The organism is Azospirillum oryzae, from assembly GCF_900177515.1.
GTDB classification, from domain to species: Bacteria; Pseudomonadota; Alphaproteobacteria; order Azospirillales; family Azospirillaceae; genus Azospirillum; species Azospirillum oryzae_A.
The window spans coordinates 1,934,720-1,953,391 of the sequence record NZ_FXAK01000007.1 but is presented as its reverse complement, the minus strand read 5'-3'; the positions used below and the strand labels follow the sequence as shown (position 1 = coordinate 1,953,391).

At 65.2% G+C, this 18,672-nt stretch carries 13 protein-coding genes and 2 tRNA genes; 13 read left to right on the top strand and 2 right to left on the bottom strand.

What is annotated here, in order from left to right; genetic code table 11:
• Nucleotides 1–44 precede the first annotated feature (44 nt).
• The 8 genes from B9N97_RS21630 (at nt 45) to B9N97_RS21595 (ending at nt 9,025) form a co-directional block, all read left to right on the top strand.
• Nucleotides 45–1,574, top strand: a complete 1,530-nt coding sequence (locus tag B9N97_RS21630) for a malonyl-CoA decarboxylase (RefSeq protein WP_085089789.1) — start codon at nt 45–47, stop codon at nt 1,572–1,574.
• Between the two features lie 137 nt (nt 1,575–1,711).
• Nucleotides 1,712–1,796 (top strand) — tRNA-Leu (locus B9N97_RS21625).
• 91 nt (nt 1,797–1,887) lie between these two features.
• A complete protein-coding gene (gene tig / locus B9N97_RS21620) occupies nt 1,888–3,231 on the top strand; it encodes a trigger factor (RefSeq protein WP_085089788.1) in 1,344 nt (447 codons plus the stop codon).
• Nucleotides 3,232–3,343: 112 nt separating this feature from the next.
• The gene (gene clpP / locus B9N97_RS21615) at nt 3,344–3,970 is read left to right on the top strand and encodes an ATP-dependent Clp endopeptidase proteolytic subunit ClpP (RefSeq protein WP_042688570.1); all 627 of its coding nucleotides are present in this window, start codon (nt 3,344–3,346) and stop codon (nt 3,968–3,970) included.
• 269 nt (nt 3,971–4,239) lie between these two features.
• Nucleotides 4,240–5,502 (top strand): ATP-dependent Clp protease ATP-binding subunit ClpX, encoded by a 1,263-nt coding sequence (gene clpX, locus B9N97_RS21610; protein WP_012974526.1) that lies wholly within the window; start codon nt 4,240–4,242, stop codon nt 5,500–5,502.
• 456 nt (nt 5,503–5,958) lie between these two features.
• The gene (gene lon, locus B9N97_RS21605) at nt 5,959–8,370 is read left to right on the top strand and encodes an endopeptidase La (RefSeq protein WP_085089787.1); all 2,412 of its coding nucleotides are present in this window, start codon (nt 5,959–5,961) and stop codon (nt 8,368–8,370) included.
• 199 nt (nt 8,371–8,569) lie between these two features.
• Nucleotides 8,570–8,842, top strand: a complete 273-nt coding sequence (locus B9N97_RS21600) for an HU family DNA-binding protein (protein WP_012974523.1) — start codon at nt 8,570–8,572, stop codon at nt 8,840–8,842.
• A gap of 108 nt (nt 8,843–8,950) precedes the next feature.
• A tRNA-Val gene (locus B9N97_RS21595) sits at nt 8,951–9,025 on the top strand.
• A 97-nt stretch (nt 9,026–9,122) separates the two neighbouring features.
• On the opposite strand, the gene B9N97_RS21590 is transcribed toward B9N97_RS21595, so the two are convergent.
• The gene (locus tag B9N97_RS21590; RefSeq protein ID WP_085089786.1) at nt 9,123–10,292 is read right to left on the bottom strand and encodes a hypothetical protein; all 1,170 of its coding nucleotides are present in this window, start codon (nt 10,290–10,292) and stop codon (nt 9,123–9,125) included.
• Nucleotides 10,293–10,424: 132 nt separating this feature from the next.
• On the bottom strand, nt 10,425–12,692 hold the full coding sequence (locus tag B9N97_RS21585) for a DNA topoisomerase (protein ID WP_085090702.1): 2,268 nt from the start codon (nt 12,690–12,692) through the stop codon (nt 10,425–10,427).
• A 75-nt stretch (nt 12,693–12,767) separates the two neighbouring features.
• Between B9N97_RS21585 and B9N97_RS21580 the strand changes: the two genes are divergently transcribed.
• From B9N97_RS21580 to B9N97_RS21560, 5 genes are all read left to right on the top strand, one after another.
• Nucleotides 12,768–13,514, top strand: a complete 747-nt coding sequence (locus B9N97_RS21580) for a trypsin-like serine peptidase (RefSeq protein ID WP_244560830.1) — start codon at nt 12,768–12,770, stop codon at nt 13,512–13,514.
• 97 nt (nt 13,515–13,611) lie between these two features.
• Nucleotides 13,612–13,959 carry a RidA family protein gene (locus tag B9N97_RS21575; protein ID WP_014248117.1) on the top strand — a complete coding sequence of 116 codons (348 nt, stop codon included), beginning with the start codon at nt 13,612–13,614 and terminating at the stop codon, nt 13,957–13,959.
• Between the two features lie 228 nt (nt 13,960–14,187).
• Entirely contained in the window at nt 14,188–16,329 is a 2,142-nt protein-coding gene (gene fusA, locus B9N97_RS21570) for an elongation factor G (RefSeq protein ID WP_085089785.1), read from the top strand.
• Between the two features lie 303 nt (nt 16,330–16,632).
• A complete protein-coding gene (locus tag B9N97_RS21565; protein WP_244560829.1) occupies nt 16,633–17,109 on the top strand; it encodes a tetratricopeptide repeat protein in 477 nt (158 codons plus the stop codon).
• 166 nt (nt 17,110–17,275) lie between these two features.
• Entirely contained in the window at nt 17,276–18,667 is a 1,392-nt protein-coding gene (locus B9N97_RS21560; protein WP_143266804.1) for a hypothetical protein, read from the top strand.
• The last annotated feature ends 5 nt before the right edge of the window (nt 18,668–18,672 follow it).

Sequence of the window (18,672 nt, the reverse complement as noted above, 5' to 3'; positions counted from 1 at the left end):
GCGACCCCTTGCGGCGCCGCTCCCGGCACGCCAGACTCCGGGGCATGAGCGACGCACCTGACACCACCATCCTGGAGCCTGTGCCGCCATCCCCGGCCGCGCAGCCCAATTTCTTCGACCGCGCGCTGGACAATCTGCGCACCCGATGGCGCGAGATCGCGGCGTCGGCCCGCGGTGCCGTCGGCGCGCCGCCGCGCACCCATCTGCCGAAGGAGGACGCCGAGCGCCTCAAGGAGCAGATCGAAGCCTGCCTGGAATCGCGCGGCGGCGAGGTTTCGGCCCGCGCCCGCGCCGCCCAGCTCGGCCGCACCTATCTGGCGCTGGATCCGCAGGGACGGCGCAACTTCCTTGTAATGCTCGCGCGCGACTTCGACGTCGACCGCGATGCGGTGATGGATGCGATGACGACCTTCCAGGCCGCCGCCGACCCGGTGGCGCGCGGCCATGCCGAACGGGCGCTGCGCCGGGCGCTGGAGCCACCGCGCCTACGGCTGCTGACCCAGTTCAACGCCCTGCCGGAAGGGGTGAAGTTCCTGGTCGACCTGCGCGCCGAGCTGATGGAGATGGCGCGCGGCGAGCCGCTGCTGCAGGCGCTGGAAGACGATCTGAAGAACCTGCTGCGGGCGTGGTTCGACGTCGGTTTTCTGGAGATGCACCGCATCACCTGGGACAGTCCGGCCTCGCTGCTGGAAAAGCTGATCAAGTATGAGGCGGTGCACGAGATCAGCGGCTGGCAGGACCTGAAGGACCGGCTCGATTCGGACCGGCGCTGCTTCGCTTTCTTCCACCCGCGCATGCCGCACGAGCCGCTGATCTTCGTCGAGGTGGCTCTGGTCCAGGGCATGTCGGACAATGTGCAGGCCCTGCTCGACCCCACCGCGCCCGTCTGCGATCCCAAGAGCGCCGACAGCGCCATCTTCTACTCGATTTCCAACGCCCAGACCGGGCTCGCCGGCATCAGCTTCGGCAATTTCCTGATCAAGCGGGTGGTCGACGGGCTGGCGACCGAGTTCCCCAACATCAAGTGCTACGCCACCCTGTCGCCGATCCCCGGTTTCCGCCGCTGGTTCGACCGGACGCTGGACCGCGACGGCGACGCCATGCTGACCAACACGGAGGCCGAGCGCATCGCCGAACGGTTGACCGAACTGGAGCAGGCCGACGACGACGAGTCCCCCACCAAAGGCGGCGTCGGCACCGACGAATCGCCTCTGCTTGCCCGCGCTCTCTCCCGTGCGGGCTGGGCGGAGGATGATGAACTGCAGAAGCGCCTGCGCGGCCCGCTGATGCGGCTGTGCATGCATTACCTGACCGGCGTGCAGGAGGCGAAGGGCAACGGTCGCCCCCGGGCGCTGGATCCGGTGGCGCATTTCCACCTGACCAACGGCGCGCGGATGGAGCGGTTGAACTGGCTGGCCGACCGCTCGGCCAAGGGGCTGAAGCAGTCGCTGGGGATGATGATCAACTACCGCTACCGGCTGGGCGAGATCGACGCCAATCACGAGGCCTACACCGGCGAAGGGCGCATCATCACCTCGTCGGCTGTGCGCTCGCTGGGCAAGGCCGGCGGCTGACGCGAACAGAGCGGGCCTCACTCTCTTGAGTGGGGCCATTTTGCCTGTTTGCTTCCGGCGCGCTGTGCTATAGACCGGACTTCGCCGGCGGTCCGGCGGGTGTTTCGGCACCCGCCGCGGCTGCCTTTGCCATGAACGCGGGCGTGGCGGAATTGGTAGACGCGCTGGATTTAGGTTCCAGTGACTTCGGTCGTATGGGTTCAAGTCCCTTCGCCCGCACCATGGCAACACCTTGGACCGCATGGACAACACGGATTCGGGCCGCCCGGACGGGCGCCGCCGGGCCGGAACAACGAGATAGGCTTTCGTTCCGATGAACATCACCGAGACCAGCACCGACGGCCTCAAGCGCGAATTTCAGGTCGTCATTTCCGCCAAGGACATCGAAGAGAAGGTGAACGGCAAGCTGGAAGAGCTGCGCCGCACGGTCCAGCTGCCGGGCTTCCGTCCGGGCAAGGTGCCGGTCACCGTGATCAAGCAGCGCTATTTCGGCGGCGTGCTGTCCGAGGTGCTGGAGGACGCCATCTCCGACAGCTCGCGCCAGGCGCTGAGCGAGCGCGGCCTGCGCATCGCCCTTCAGCCGAAGATCGAAGTCGAGAAGTACGAGGACGGCGGCGACCTCACCTACAAGATGGCGGTCGAGCTGCTTCCGGACGTCGAGCCGGGCGACTTCTCGGGCATCGAGCTGGAGAAGCCGGTCGCCGAGGTCACCGAGGAGTCGGTGGAAGAGGCGCTCACCCGTCTGGCCTCCGCCCACTCGACCCAGGCCCCGGTCACCGAGGACCGCGCCGCCGAGACCGGCGACATCGCCGTGATCGATTTCGCGGGCTCCGTCGACGGCGAGGCCCTGCCGGGCATGGACGGCAAGGACTACCCGCTGGAGCTGGGCGCCGGCCGCTTCGTGCCGGGCTTCGAGGAGCAGCTGGTCGGCGCCAAGGTCGGCGAGCACCGCACCGTCAACGTCACCTTCCCGGAAGACTACCCGCATGAGCGCCTGAAGGGCGCCGCGACGATCTTCGAGGTCGACGTGAAGGAACTGCGCAAGAACGTCCCGGCCGAGGTCAATGACGAACTCGCCAAGGAGTTCGGCATGGAGAGCCTGGAGAAGATGCGCGAAGCCATCCGCGACCGCATCAAGGGCGAATATGACGGCCTGTCGCGCCTGCGCGTGAAGCGCCAGCTGCTCGACAAGCTGGCCGAGGCCCACTCCTTCGAGGTGCCGGCCGGCATGGTCGACATCGAGTTCGAGGGCATCTGGGCCCGCCTGCAGGAAGAGCTGAAGAACGGCACCGCCGGCGAGGACGCCAGCAAGTCCGAGGACGAGCTGAAGGCCGAGTACCGCTCGATCGCCGAGCGCCGCGTCCGCCTGGGCCTGCTGCTGTCGGAAGTCGGTCGCCGCAACAACATCCAGGTCACCCAGGACGAGGTGAACCGCGCCCTGATCAACGAAGCCCGCCGCTTCCCCGGTCAGGAGCGTCAGGTGTTCGAATTCTTCAAGCAGAACCAGCAGGCGCTCGAGAACCTCCGCGCCCCGATCTTCGAGGACAAGGTCGTCGACCACATCCTGGATCAGGCCAAGGTGACCGAGAAGACCGTCAGCGTCGAAGAGCTGAGCAAGGACGAGGACGAGGCAGGCAGCGAGTCTGCGGCGGCCTAACTCCCCGAAAGGAGTGGGGGCGGACTACCATCCGCCCCCAAAGGTTCCTATATGTGGTTCCGTGCCGGCAACGATCACCGGTTCAGCCAACTGCGGGGGCAGGGAAGAACACATGTACGACTTCGAGCCGAAGATGAATGCTCTGGTCCCGATGGTCATCGAACAGACCAACCGGGGCGAGCGCGCGTACGACATCTATTCGCGCCTGCTGAAGGAGCGGATCATCTTCCTGATCGGCGGAGTGAACGACGCCGTCGCCAGCCTGATCTGCTCGCAGCTGCTGTTCCTTGAGTCGGAGAACCCGAACAAGGACATTGCGCTCTACATCAATTCGCCGGGCGGCTACGTCTCGGCCGGCCTCGCCATCTACGACACCATGCAGTACATCCGTCCGCAGGTGTCTACGGTGTGCATGGGGCAGGCGGCCTCGATGGGCTCGCTGCTGCTGGCCGCCGGCGCGCCGGGCAAGCGCTTCTCGCTGCCCAACAGCCGCATCATGATCCACCAGCCGTCGGGCGGCGCCCAGGGCCAGGCCTCGGACATTGAAATCCAGGCCCAGGAAATCCTGAAGCTGCGCTCGCGCCTGAACGACATCTACGTCAAGCACACCGGGCAAGACCTCGACACCATCGAGACCGCCATGGAGCGTGACAAGTTCATGTCGCCGGAAGAGGCGAAGGCCTTCGGTCTGATCGACGAGGTGGTGGAGAAGCGCCCCGGCGTCGATCACCATTCGTAAGCCGCGGTTTCCAAGCCCTCCCAACAAAGGGTTGATCGGGTCGTGACGCTGTTGTTGAATGGCAGTGACACGATCCGGTCATAGGGGCCGGTCATAGGGGAAGCCCCTTGTGGCATGTCCGGTATGCGGATTGTGATGCGTCGGCAAAACGGCGCATGACCTTGTCGCGGACGCCGTCCGCGATAACCTGAGTAGGACCGGCGTCGGGGGGCGCCGCGAACGGGCATGGTCCTCGAGGATCACGCCTCCCGCGAGATGACGGAGTACCGATGAGCAAGTCCAGCAGCGGCGATTCGAAGAATACGCTCTACTGCTCCTTCTGCGGCAAGAGCCAGCACGAGGTCCGCAAGCTGATTGCCGGTCCGACGGTGTTCATCTGCGATGAATGCGTCGAACTGTGCATGGACATCATTCGCGAGGAGAACAAGACGACCCTCGTGAAGTCCCGCGACGGGGTTCCGACTCCGCGCGACATTCATGCGGTGCTCGACGATTACGTCATCGGACAGTCCTACGCCAAGCGCGTGCTGTCGGTGGCGGTCCACAACCATTACAAGCGCCTCGCCCACGGGACGAAGCACAACGACGTCGAACTGGCGAAGTCGAACATCCTGCTGATCGGCCCGACCGGCTGCGGCAAGACGCTGCTGGCCCAGACCCTGGCCCGCATCATCGATGTTCCCTTCACCATGGCCGACGCCACGACGCTGACCGAAGCCGGTTACGTCGGCGAGGATGTCGAGAACATCATCCTCAAGCTGCTGCAGGCCGCCGATTACAATGTCGAGCGGGCGCAGCGCGGCATCGTCTACATCGACGAGGTCGACAAGATCAGCCGCAAGTCCGACAATCCGTCGATCACCCGCGACGTGTCGGGCGAGGGCGTGCAGCAGGCCCTGCTGAAGATCATGGAGGGCACCGTCGCCTCCGTGCCGCCGCAGGGCGGGCGCAAGCATCCGCAGCAGGAGTTCCTGCAGGTCGACACCAGCAACATCCTGTTCATCTGCGGCGGCGCCTTCGCCGGCCTGGACAAGATCATCGCCCAGCGCGGCAAGGGCACCAGCATCGGCTTCGGCGCCGATGTGCGCTCCGCCGATGAGCGGGCCACCGGTGAGATCCTGCACGAGGTCGAGCCCGAGGATCTGCTGAAGTTCGGCCTGATCCCCGAGTTCATCGGCCGTCTGCCGGTGCTCGCCACCCTGTCCGACCTGGACGAGGCGGCGCTGGTCGAGATCCTCAGCAAGCCGAAGAACGCCCTGGTCAAGCAGTACCAGCGCCTGTTCGAGATGGAGGACGTCCATCTGGAGTTCTCCGAGGACGCCATGCGCGCCATCGCCCACAAGGCGATTGCCCGCAAGACCGGCGCCCGCGGTCTGCGGTCGATCATGGAGGCCATCCTGCTCGACCCGATGTTCGACCTGCCGGGCCTGACCGGCATCGAAAGCATCCTGGTCAACAAGGAAGTGGTCGAAGGGCGCGCCAAGCCGCTCTACGTCCATGCCGAACGGCGCAGCGAAGCGCCAGGGGCCTGATCGGACGACAGGCCGTCGCACTCTTTGCGGCGGGACGATGAGAGGGGCGCTTCGGCGCCCCTTTTTCTTTTTAGCCCACTTTCCGTTGCGATTGGCGCATGGCGTGCGGACTGACCATGCCGAATCGTCGACCCTCCAGAGCCGATGGAGCGGATCGACTTCCGCTGACAGGGTGAATGAGGCCGCGAAGCTTCTGTTTGGGTGGCCGAAGGGGGGCAAAACCGGCCCTAACCGCCCATTAAGCCGCCCGAAAGGGGAGCAAAGGTGGCCTTGGCCGGCCAAACGGCCGTTTCACCTTGCGGAAACGGCGGGAAGACGGTCGCAGCCCCTTGAAGGGCGCATGGCCGTGTGCCACGTTAGTCCGGTGCCGTAGGCGATCCCCGCGCTCAGCCCGAGGCGGGGGCCGTGTCAGGCCCATTCCGGGCTGGCGGCGATCCATTCATTGAGGCCCTGCCCATGATCGAACTCTCCCGTGGTGCCCTCTACCCGGTCCTGCCGCTGCGCGACATCGTGGTCTTCCCCCACATGATCGTGCCGCTGTTCGTCGGGCGCGAGAAGTCCGTGCGCGCGCTGGAAGACGTGATGAAGGATGACAAGCAGATCCTGCTCGTCACCCAGAAGAACGCCGCGCAGGACGATCCGACTCCGGCCGACATCTACAGCGTCGGCACCGTCGGCACCGTGTTGCAGTTGCTCAAGCTGCCGGACGGGACCGTCAAGGTGCTGGTGGAAGGTGGCCAGCGCGCCGCCATCACCAAATTCGCCGACAATGAGGAGTTCTTCCAGGCCCAGGCCGAACTGGTCGAGGAAAAGACCGGCGAGAACCAGGAGCTGGAGGCGCTGAGTCGCGCCGTCGTCTCCCAGTTCGAGCAGTACATCAAGCTGAACAAGAAGATCCCGCCGGAGGTTCTGGTCTCGATCAACCAGATCGAGGAAGCCGGCAAGCTGGCCGACACCGTCGCCTCGCATCTGGCGCTGAAGATTCCGGAAAAGCAGCAGCTGCTGGAATGCGCCACCGTGTCGGAGCGTCTGGAGCGGGTCTATGCCTTCATGGAAGGCGAGATCGGCGTGCTGCAGGTGGAAAAGCGCATCCGCAACCGCGTCAAGCGGCAGATGGAGAAGACCCAGCGCGAGTACTATCTGAACGAGCAGCTGAAGGCGATCCAGAAGGAACTCGGCGAGACCGAGGATGGCCGCGACGAATCGGCGGAGCTGGAAGAGAAGATCAACAAGACGCGCTTCTCCAAGGAAGCCCGCGAGAAGGCTCTGGCCGAGCTGAAGAAGCTGCGGTCGATGAGCCCGATGTCGGCGGAAGCCACCGTGGTCCGCAACTATCTGGATTGGATGCTGTCCATTCCGTGGAAGAAGCGCACCAAGGTGAAGCGCGACCTGAAGCTGGCCCAGAAGGTGCTGGACGCCGACCATTACGGTCTGGAGAAGGTCAAGGAGCGCATCCTTGAGTATCTCGCCGTCCAGAACCGCATGAACAAGGTCAAGGGCCCGATCCTCTGCCTCGTCGGCCCGCCCGGCGTCGGCAAGACCTCGCTCGGCAAGTCGATCGCCAAGTCCACCGGCCGCAACTTCGTCCGCATGTCGCTGGGCGGCGTCCGTGACGAGGCGGAAGTGCGCGGTCACCGCCGCACCTACATCGGCTCGATGCCCGGCAAGGTCATCCAGGGCATGAAGAAGGCCAAGTCCTCCAACCCGCTCTTCCTTCTGGATGAGATCGACAAGCTCGGCGCCGATTGGCGCGGCGACCCGTCGTCCGCCCTGCTGGAGGTCCTGGATCCGGAGCAGAACGGCACCTTCAACGACCATTACCTGGAGGTCGATTACGACCTGTCCGACGTGATGTTCGTCTGCACGGCCAACACGATGCGCATGCCGCAGCCGTTGCTGGACCGCATGGAGATCATCCGCGTCGCCGGCTATACCGAGGACGAGAAGGTCGAGATCTCCAAGCGTCACCTGATCGAGAAGCAGATTGAGGCGAACGGCCTGAAGAAGGGCGAGTTCACCATCTCCGACGACGCGATGCGCGACCTGATCCGCTATTACACGCGGGAAGCCGGCGTCCGGTCGCTGGAGCGCGAGATCGCCAACCTCTGCCGCAAGGCGGTGAAGGAGATCCTGCTGAAGGGCGGCAATGCCAAGGTTTCGGTCACCCGCCGCAACCTGGACAAGTATGCTGGCGTCCGCCGCTTCCATTACGGTGAGGCGGAGCTGGAGGATCTGGTGGGTGTCACCACCGGTCTGGCCTGGACCGAGGTCGGCGGCGAGCTGCTGTCGATCGAGGCCGTCGGCCTGCCCGGCAAGGGCCGCGTCACCACCACCGGCAAGCTGGGCGACGTGATGAAGGAATCGGTCCAGGCGGCCGAAAGCTACGTGAAGTCGCGCGCTGTCGCCTTCGGCATCAAGCCGACGCTGTTCGAGAAGAAGGACATCCACGTCCACGTTCCCGAAGGCGCCACGCCGAAGGACGGTCCGTCGGCCGGTGTCGCCATGGCCACCTCCATCGTCTCGGTGCTGACCGGCATTCCGGTTCGCAAGGACGTGGCGATGACCGGCGAGATCACGCTGCGCGGCCGGGTCCTTCCCATCGGTGGACTGAAGGAGAAGCTGCTGGCCGCTCTGCGTGGCGGCATCAAGCATGTGCTGATCCCGAAGGACAACGAGAAGGATTTGGCGGACATCCCCGACAACGTGAAGCGCGGGCTGGAGATCATGCCCGTCGGCACGGTTGACGAGGTGCTGCGCAATGCGCTGGTCCGTCCGCTGGAGCCGATCGAGTGGACCGAGCCCGAGGTCGATCCGGCCGCGGCAAAGGCCCAGGAGAAGGGTGCCGACGGCGAGGTCCTGCGTCACTGATCCGGGGCCAGAACGGCCATGATCTGATCGTAGCCGTCGCCGGACAGTCGACTTTTGGGACAAGAGGAGCTTTGCCGCCCGTCGGGAATTGACGGGCGGCAAACGCTGTGCTTATCCTTTGCTTCCAAAAAGTCGTGGACGAAAAGTCCTGGGGCGGCTTTTGTCTTTCAGTATTTGCTGAATTTCGAAGGGGGATTGCGTGAACAAGAACGATCTCGTGGCGCATGTTGCCGAAGCGTCCGGTCTGTCCAAGACCGACGCCACGAAGGCCGTCGACGCCGTGTTCGACAGCATCGCTGAATCCTTGAAGAACGGCGATGAGGTCCGTCTGGTCGGCTTCGGCACCTTCGCGGTGGCTGAGCGCCCCGCGACCGAGGGCCGCAACCCGCGCACCGGCGAAAAGATCGACATCCCGGCGTCCAAGCAGCCGAAGTTCAAGGCCGGCAAGACCCTCAAGGACGCTCTGAACTGAGCGTGAGGTTTTAGCGCGCTTGAAGTTTTCAGCCCGTTCAGGGCATAGTGCGGCCGGCCGGGCAACCACCCGGCCGGCTTGCATTTCAGTGCATGGTTTTTCAGGTCCGGGCGATTAGCTCAGCGGTAGAGCGTCTCGTTTACACCGAGAATGTCGGGGGTTCGATCCCCTCATCGCCCACCATTCCCGCCTCTGCCGAGCCCCCTTCCGGGGCTTTTTTCATGCCCGCACGCCTATGACTGCAAGCCAGGGAGCGCCCGATGGGGCGCCCCCTTGCCGGTCACTGCTCGCCGCAGGGGTTCGGCTGATCCTTCATGCCGACATAGCCCTGCTTCGCGTCGTACAGGAACTGGTACTGCCGCAGGAAATGACGGCCCGTGTTGATGAAGGGCGCGCGCGTGTCGGTGCTGGAGGGGATCACCTGCGCCGGTTCGTTCGGTGCGCCGGCGCCAACGATGAAGGCATCGGTGGCGATCGGGTCGGCGGCGTTCGGAATCCGGACGGCCACCGACGTGTCGGGCGCCAGCACGCCAACCTTCTTCGTCGGCTCGCTCAGGTCCGTCTGCTCCACCTTGTCGAACTGGATCGCGGTGGGCAGCGTCATGTAGCTCTGCGGAATGCCGGTGTCGACCAGGATGTTCGCCGGCGTGCAGATCGGACCATTGGCGTCCCGGTTCTGATCCGGGTTCACCGTGATACATCCGCGCGGCATCATCCAGTCGCCGGGATATTGCGCGTAGGGTTCCAGCTTGGCGAAGCGGAAGCCGGCGGTGTTGGCGGCGGTCAGGCCGACCTGGATGCCCTGGCGGCCGATGATGTAGCCCTTGTTCAGCGTGCCGTCGGCGATGGGCTGGCCGTTCACGCTGCGCAGGTTCAGCAGGACGTTCTTGTCCGGCGTGCCCTGAGGCTGGAAATCCGCCTCCTGGCCGAAGCCGACGCCCATATACAGCACCGGCTTTTCCGGGGCCGGCAGTCCGGGGCAGATCTGCTGATCGGTCTGGTAGCTGTCGCAGATCCCAGACTTCTCCACGCCCAGGATGAAGACGTCGGATGTCGCGACGGATTGGTTGGCGCGGTCGTACAGGGTAACCGTCATCGGCACCCAGGTGCCGACCCACAGCACCTTGCTGCTCGACAGGAACTGAGTTCCCGGCTTGGCGCCCGGCGCGGTCTTCAGCTTTTCGTAGTTGGGGATGTTCGTGGCGGACATGGCCACGCCGACCGACCCGGTGTCCATGGTCACCGTGTGGATCGTGCTGTCGCCGGCGATGCTGAAATTCAGCTTCGGCGGGTCCGTGAAGGACACCGGCTGGAAATTCGCGAAGGGAATGCATTGCGTCACGCTGGCGCCGCCGTAGTTCGGCAGGCCCTGGGCCAGCGCGGGAGCGGTCGCGACCAGGGTCAGCGCTACGGCGGTGACGGTGCGCGATGTCCGACCGGAAAATCTCATGGAAAGTGCTCAGCAATAATTGTGTGTTCCACAAGAATTGCCGGTGTGACGGGTGGAGTCCAGCGATCCTTTCCGCCAAAGTGGCGCATCTTGTGACAATCTCCGCAACCGTGAGCGCGGCTGCGGAGATTGTCAGCGGGCGTGCTGATCCAAGAAGCTGCGGCATTGATCGAAGTCGCGCAGGCATGGGTCGGGCAGGGCGATGCCCTTGCGTTCCGCCAGGCTGCGGGCGAAGGCGACCATGCGCTCGGTCGGTTCGCGGCGGCGTCGCGACTCCGGCATGGGCGATGCCTCCGCCGGCGCGCTTTCGGGCACTGCGACAGCGGACGGGGCGCTGCCGGCTCCCTTGGTCTTGCGGGGGCGTCGCGGTTTCGGTGCCGCCACGTCCCCGTCGGCGGGCGCCGCCACCTTGCGGGGTCGCCGTCGTACAGGTTTCGTCACATCGCCCGATACAGCGCCGCCGCCTCGAGTGGCCATGATGCTTCGTCCGCTCGCGCCGCGGCGGGTGAATCGGACCTTGGCGGCGGGCAGGCCGAGATCCAGCGCGGCACCGCGCTGTCCGACCAATGCGCCGATCAGCCGGTCGGCCTCTCTGGCGATCGCGTCGATGACATGACGGAAATCGGCGCGGCCGGTCACCACCTCGTCCAGCTTCATCTCCCACAGTGCGGTGGTGCCGGGATCGACCAGGGTCGGGGCGGCGGCGCGCAGGGTTTCGAACAGATGCAGGCCGGCCGGGGTCGGCACCAGCCATTTGCCGTCGGCTCCCAGCAGGTTCTGCTTGCGCAGCCCCTTGATCACCTCGGCGCGGGTGGCGGGGGTGCCGATTCCCTTCGCCTCCTTCAGCCGGTCGCGCAGAGCCGGATCCTCGATGAACCGCCAGGCGTTCTGCATGGCGTCGACCAGCGTGCCTTCGTTGTAGCGCGGCGGCGCCTGCGTGCGCTTGGCCTCCACCTTGGGGTCGCTCAGGGTCGCTTGCTCGCCGTCGGTCAGCGGCGGCAGGGTCTGCTCGACCTCCTCCTCCGGCTTGCCATCGGATTCGGCGGAGCCGAAGGCGGCCTTCCAGCCGAGCTTCAGCGGAATGCGGCCGACGGCGCGGAAGGCCACCGGTTTGGCCCCCTCGGGCGTCGGCACCGGAACCGGCATGGTCACGCTGGTCTGGCGATATTCGTAATCCGGCATCACCGCGGCGAGGTAGGAGCGGCAGATCAGCGCGAACAGCCGCTTTTCGTCGTCGGTCAGCCTGACCAGCCGCGACTCCAGATCGTCCAGCACATTGACGTTCGGAATCACCGCATGGTGCGACACGCCTTCCAGCGCCTTGTCGCAGAAATGGCCGGACTTGCCCTTGCGGATCACCGGCCGCCGAACATCCATGTGATCGTCGAGATGGGCGAAGCCGCGCAGCCGGGTCAGCGCGCCGACAATGGCCGGCGCGTCGGCGATCTGGTTCTCCGACAGGTAGCGCGCCTCGGCGCGCGGATAGGTGATGAGCTTCTTGCCCTCGCCGTCATACAGCTCCTGCGCCACCGCCAGCGTACGGTCGGCGGTCCAGCCCCAGCGCTGGCCGCAGGTCTTCTGCAGCGAGGGCAGGTCGTACAGTTTGGGCGGCGCCTGCCGCTTCTCCTCCACCGTGACGGTCAACGGGGCGCGGTGGTTGTCGGCGGCACAGGCAATCGCCTCGGCGGTGGCGCGGTCCTTGATGCGGTCCTTCGGCGCTGGAGCATGGCGCATCAGGAAGCTGCCCTCCGCCACGGTGGCGGTCGCCACGATCTCGAAATAATCCTCGGGCTTGAAGTTGCGGATTTCCAGCTCGCGCAGGCAGACGATGGCGAGCGTCGGCGTCTTCACCCGGCCGATCCCAATGACGCCGCGTGTGCCGGGGGCCAGCAGGGTCTTGGTCGCCGTGCGGGTCAGCGACAGGTTGTAGATCTGGTCGGCCTGCTGCCGCGCCACCGCCGCCTCGTAGAGAGGCCGCATGGAGTCGTTTGGCTTCAGTGCGGCGAAGGCGTCGCGCAGGGTTTTCGGATCCTGTGCCGTGAAAAGCGCGCGCCGCACCTTGCCGCGATAGCCGACATGCTCCAGGATTTCCTGGCCGATCAACTGGCCCTCGCGGTCGCAGTCGGTGGCGAGGATAACCTCGTCGCAGGCGCGCAGAGCGGCGGTGATCGCCTGCAGCTTCGCAGCCTTGTTGCCGCCCTGGTCGGGACGGGTGGGAAAGAGCCCGTCCGGCTTCAGCAGGGTCGGCGACCAGCGCTTCCAGGCGGGATCGACCTCGTCCGGCTCGGCAAGCCGCAGCAGATGGCCCTCGGCCGGCAGGATGCGGCCGTAGCGGTCGCCCAGCGCCGCGCGCAGGTCCTTCGCCTGGCTGGATTTTTCGGTGATGATCAGCGTCGCCATGCGGCGGAGGATACGGGATTGAAGGAAACGGAGCAAGAACATGCATGGGCTTGGCGCAAGCCTGGCCGCGGCCTTATGGTCGCAGCCGGCGTCGCGTTGGCGGTGCTGGCCGGTGCTCCCGCCGTCCATGCCGAGCGGCCGCTGTTACCCGGCGTCGGGCCCGGCGACCGGCGGGCGCCGGTGGATGCGACCGCGGAACCCTGGCGCAGCATCGTCCGGGTCCAGACCAATCTGGCCGGCCGCTGCACCGGGGCGCTGGTCGGACGGCGCACGGTGGTGACCGCCGGCCATTGCCTGTTCAATCCGCGCACGCGCCGTTTCCTGCAGGCGTCCTCCCTGCATGTCCTGTTCGGCTATGACCGGGGGGAGTTCACCCGCCATGTCACGGTGGCGCGGGTGGCGACCGATCCGGCCTACGATCCCGCATCCGCGACTCCGATGGTCGCCGCCGACTGGGCGGTGCTGACCTTGTCGGAGCCTGCCCCGGAGTCGGTGCCCTCGCTGGCCCTCGGTGCCGGACAGCTGCCGCCGGGAACGCCGGCGATGCTCGGCGGCTACAGCCAGGACCGGGCGCAGATCCTGATGGCCGACCGCGACTGTCATCTCCTGGGGACGAGCGCCGGTCTGCTGGTGCACGATTGCGATGCCACGCGCGGGACCAGCGGCGGGCCGCTGCTGGTGAGGACGGCGAATGGCGAGGGCTGGTCGGTTGCCGGAGTCGGTGTTGCCGCCGGGCCCGGTCCGGCCGTGCGCAATTTTGCGGTTCCGTCCGCGCGTTTCGCCGCACTTTTGGCGAAGGATACCGCTGCGGGTCAGCCCTGAGCGCATGAGGCGCATTTTTCGCTTCGCGCGAGGGCCCGAATGGCATAGACGTACCCCGGTCTTTTTCGAGCCACCCGGAACCCGGAGTCTTTCCGTCATGTCGATCCAGCGCTTCCACACCGGACCGCGCATGAGCCAGATGGTCGTCCACAAGGACACGGTCTATCTCGCCGGTCAGGTCGCCGACGAGCCGACGCCCGACGTCGAGCGTCAGACCGCCCAGATCCTGGCCCAGATCGACGCCTTGCTGGCGGAAGCGGGCAGTGACAAGAGCAAGCTGCTGTCGGCCACGATCTATCTGGTGGACATCGCCAGCTTCGGCGCGATGAACAAGGCGTGGGAGGCCTGGGTCGACCCGGCCAATCCGCCGGCCCGCGCCACGGTGGAAGCCAAGCTGGCCGCGCCCGAGTATCTCGTTGAAATTCAGGTCACCGCTGCTAAATAAGGCGGCGGAAACGGGGCGACCCGGCAGCCTCGGTTGGGGTGTGCCGGCGTGGCCCGAACGCTGTGAGGGCCGCGCGCTTCAATATTCCGACAAATTGCTTGTCGGTTTACGGAATGTTAATGACGCCTTAACAGATCGCCCGTAAAACCCCGACCAACCTCTGCCGCCGAAGCGGACGACCCTGACGGTCGCGCTTCGGTTGTCGCGTTACTGCAATGGAACCGCAACATGCCGCGCCAAACGCCACTGTCTGACATTCGGAACATCGGCATCATCGCCCACGTCGACGCGGGCAAGACGACGACCACCGAGCGTATTCTGTACTACACCGGTCGCAAGCACACGATCATCGACGTCCACGAGACGAAGGATCTGAAGACGTCGACCACGACCGACTATATGGAGCAGGAGCAGAAGCGCGGCATCACCATTCAGTCCGCCGCGGTTTCGGCCTTCTGGCGCGACAAGAAGATCAACGTCATCGACACCCCGGGCCACGTCGATTTCACCATCGAAGTGAACCGCAGCTTGCGTGTCCTCGACGGTGCGGTCGTGGTGTTCGACGGCGTCGCCGGCGTGGAGCCGCAGTCGGAGACCAACTGGCGTCTGGCGGACAACTACAACGTTCCGCGCATCTGCTACGTCAACAAGATGGACCGCTCGGGCGCCAACTTCCAGCGCTGCGTCGGCATGATCCGTCAGCGTCTGAACGCGCGCCCGGTCTGCATCCAGGTTCCGCTCGGCTCGGAAGACAACTTCCGCGGCATGGTCGACCTGATCGAGATGAAGGCCTATGTCTGGTTCTCGGACGACAAGGACTCCAAGTGGGAGATCTGGGAGATCACCGACGATCTCGCCGAGAAGCTGAACCTGACCGTCAAGGAAGACCTCGACAACATCGCGCTGATCCCGCAGCTGCGTTCCGAGCTGGTCGACACCGCCCTGGAGCAGGACGACGCGGCGATGGAAGCCTACCTGGAGTCGGGCGAGGAGCCGTCGGCCGACGTGCTGCGCGCCTGCCTGCGCAAGGGCACCATCACCAGCGCCTTCACGCCCGTCCTCTGCGGCTCGTCCTACAAGAACAAGGGCGTCCAGCAGGTTCTGGACGCGGTCGTCGATCTGCTGCCGGCCCCGACCGACGTCGAGGCCATCAAGACGGTGGACGAGGACGGTAACCCGAACGGCGAGCGTCTCAGCTCCGACGACGCGCCCTTCTCGGCGCTGGCCTTCAAGGTGCTGAACGACACCTACGGCTCGATGACCTTCATCCGCGTCTATTCGGGCGTGTTGACGAAGGGCATGTCGATCCTGAACTCGACCCGCGGCAAGCGCGAGAAGATCGGCCGCATGGTCGAGATGTTCGCGAAGGAAGCCAACCCGATCGAGGAAGCCCGCGCCGGCGACATCATCGCGCTCGTCTCCCTGCAGGAGACCGAGACCGGTGACACGCTCTGCGACGCCGCCCACCCGGTCATCCTGGAGCGCATGCGCTTCCCCGACCCCGTCATCAGCGTCTCGGTCGAGCCGAAGACCAAGGGCGAGCAGGAGAAGTTCTCGATCGCGCTCGGCAAGATGGTCCGCGCCGATCCGTCGCTCCGCCTGGAGACCGACCGTGAAACCGGCCAGACCATCCTGCGCGGCATGGGCGAGCTGCACCTGGAAGTGACGCTGGACCGCATGCGCACGGAGTTCGGCGTGGAAGGCAACATGGGCAAGCCCCAGGTCGCCTACCGCGAGACGATCACCAAGCCGGTCGAATACACCTACACCCACAAGAAGCAGACCGGTGGTTCGGGCCAGTTCGCCGAAGTGAAGATCATCTTCGAGCCGCTGGAGCGTGGCGCCGGCTTCACCTTCAAGGACGAGACGGTCGGCGGTTCGGTTCCGCGCGAATATGTCCCGTCGGTCGGCAAGGGTCTGGAGATGCAGAAGGAAGACGGCGTCCTCGCCGGCTATCCGACGGTCGACTTCAGCGCCCGCCTGGTGGACGGCAAGTACCACGACGTCGACTCGAACGCCCTGACGTTCGAAATCGCCGCCAAGGCCTGCTTCCGTGAGGCTCTGCCGAAGGCCGGTCCGATCCTGCTGGAGCCGGTGATGAAGGTCGAGATCGTCACGCCGGAGGATTACCTGGGCGACGTCATCGGCGACGTGAACCGTCGTCGCGGCACCGTCTTGGGCCAGCTGGAGCGTGGTTCGAACATCGCCGTCGAGGCCAATGTCCCGCTGAACGAAATGTTCGGCTACATCGGCCAGCTGCGCGGCATGACCTCGGGCCGTGCGTCCTACTCGATGGAGTTCAGCCACTACGAGCCGGTGCCGCGCAACGTCACCGACGAAATCGTGGCCGGCCGCAACAAGGCCGCCTGATCGCCCAACCGGCAATCAGGATACATTCGGTAAAGCAGACGGCCGGCGGAGCGATCCGCCGGCCGTTTGCCGTTTATGCCTCTTCCTTCGCCTGCACCATCGGTATAAGGGGCATAGGTCGGCGGCTCTAGAGCCCAACGGCAGCGCCTCTGACCAATTCTTTAGCGATTTGCAACCAAAAAATAGTTGGCAGCTCGTCGAATCCGTGCCCAAATTTGGAGCATGATGATTCGACGCTTCTTTTCCTTGACAGTGCTTTTGCTGATGACCCTCGGGGTGCCGGCTGGCGCGGGGCAGGGGAACATGCGTCTCGACAGTCTTTTCCAGGCTTTGCACAGCACCACCGACGCCGCCTATGCCGAATCGGTGGAGGAGCATATCTGGGACTTTTGGCTGGAGCATCCCGACCCGGTGATGGTGCGCGACATGCGCGCCGGGGTGTTCAGCCTGAACAGCGACGATTACGAGTCGGCGCTGCATGCCTTCGACGCGGTGATCGTCCGCGACCCGTCCTATGCCGAAGGATGGAACAAGCGCGCCGCTGCCCAATACATGCTGGGCGACTATCGCGCCGCCATGCTGGACCTGCGCCATGCCCTGTCGCTCGAGCCCCGTCACTTCGGGGCGCTGGTGGAGTTGGGTCTCGTCTATCTGGCGCTGGGCGATGAAAAGCCGGCGCTGCGGGCGTTCGATGCGGCGCTGAAGATCAACCCGCATCTCAGCCGCGTCCGTGTCCAGGCCGAGGCGATCCGTCATCGGATTGCGGGGACCGACCTGTAGGCGGATGGGATTGCTCTGCGGAATGTCACGCGCAAAATTGCACTGAAAATCCCTCAATAAGAGTATAACCTTCGGCAGTGCGACCGTGGGGCGGTCGCTTTGTCTTGGCCGCACGTCGGAAATGCGACGTGTCGGCACTGCGGGCTTGGGGCCGGCCGGGGGCGTGATGTTCGATCAAGTGGTTCATGTGGTTGGCGAATTGCGGGTGTTGAGCGCGCTCGGTCTGCTCGGCCTGTCCTTCATTCTGCCGCTGACGATCTTCATCGGCCGCAGCAACATCAAGAATGTGCGGCAGAAGATCATCGCGGACCTCGAGTCGGTCTTCCGCATCGAAGGACAGGAGCACGACCAGCTGATCCCCTCCTTCGAATTCGCCGCCTACAAGTACCGCGCGCTGCCGCAGGGACCGGACAACACGCAGCCATCGGAATGGCGCGCCTACTTCTTTCCGGTCCTGGTCTTCATCATGGTGTCCTTCAGCGGCTTTCTGACCTCCAGCGGCATGCTGCTGAGCAAGGATCGGCTGGACCATTTCCAGCCGCTGTTCAGCGGCATGACTCTGTACGGAGTCGACGGGATCACGCCGATGGATCTGGTGCATTACCAGCTCCAGACCGTGGCAGTGCTGTCCTTCGCCTTCTTCGGGGCCTATGTCTGGTCGATCGACTATCTGATCCGCCGCATTTCCAATTACGACCTGTCACCGATCTCATTCCTGCGGGTGACCGGCCACATCATCCTGGCCTGCATCACCGCGGTTACCCTGCATCACGCCTATATGGACATGGCGAAGATCGTGCCGGAGGGGGCGGTCGGCGACGGCGTGCCGGAGTTGCTGGTCGCCTTCCTGACCGGCTTCTTCCCCAAGCTCGGCCTGCAGACCCTGTTGAGCCGGGTGCCGCAATTGCAGGTCCGGCGGATCGATCCCCGGGCCCAGGGCTTCGTCCGCGAATATCCGATCGACATGATTCTCGGCATCGATGCGGCCATCAAGTTCCGGCTGGCCGAGTTCGAGATCGAGGACGTGCAGAACCTGGCCACGGCAAACCCGATCCTGCTGTTCGTCGAAACGCCCTACGGCATCTACGAGACGATGGACTGGGTGGCGCAGGCGCAACTGATCCTGGCGCTGGACCTCGACCAGATCGAGGCGCTGCGGGTCATCAATATCCGCACCATCTTCGACATCGAACGCTTCATGAGCCGGCCGGAGTCGCGACCGCGGCTGGTGCAGGCGCTGAATTGCCCGAAGACCGACGGCAAGGGAACGGTGCTGCTGGCCGACCGCGGCATCACGCTGGAGAATCTCGAATCGGTGGTGCAGGCGATCGGCGAGGATCTGCATGTCCAGCGCCTGCGCCAGATCTGGCGCAACATCGAATTGAAGCTCAGCCTTGACCTGCCGCAGGTCCTGCGCGACCGTGCCCTGCTGAATGCCGGCCGGATGCCGTTGCGGCCGGCTCTGGCAGAGGACATGCCGGACGACGACTCCGGTTCCGGCCTCGCGCAGGGCGCCACCGGCCTGGCGCCGATCCGGCAACCGGTTCCCGCCGAATAGCGACC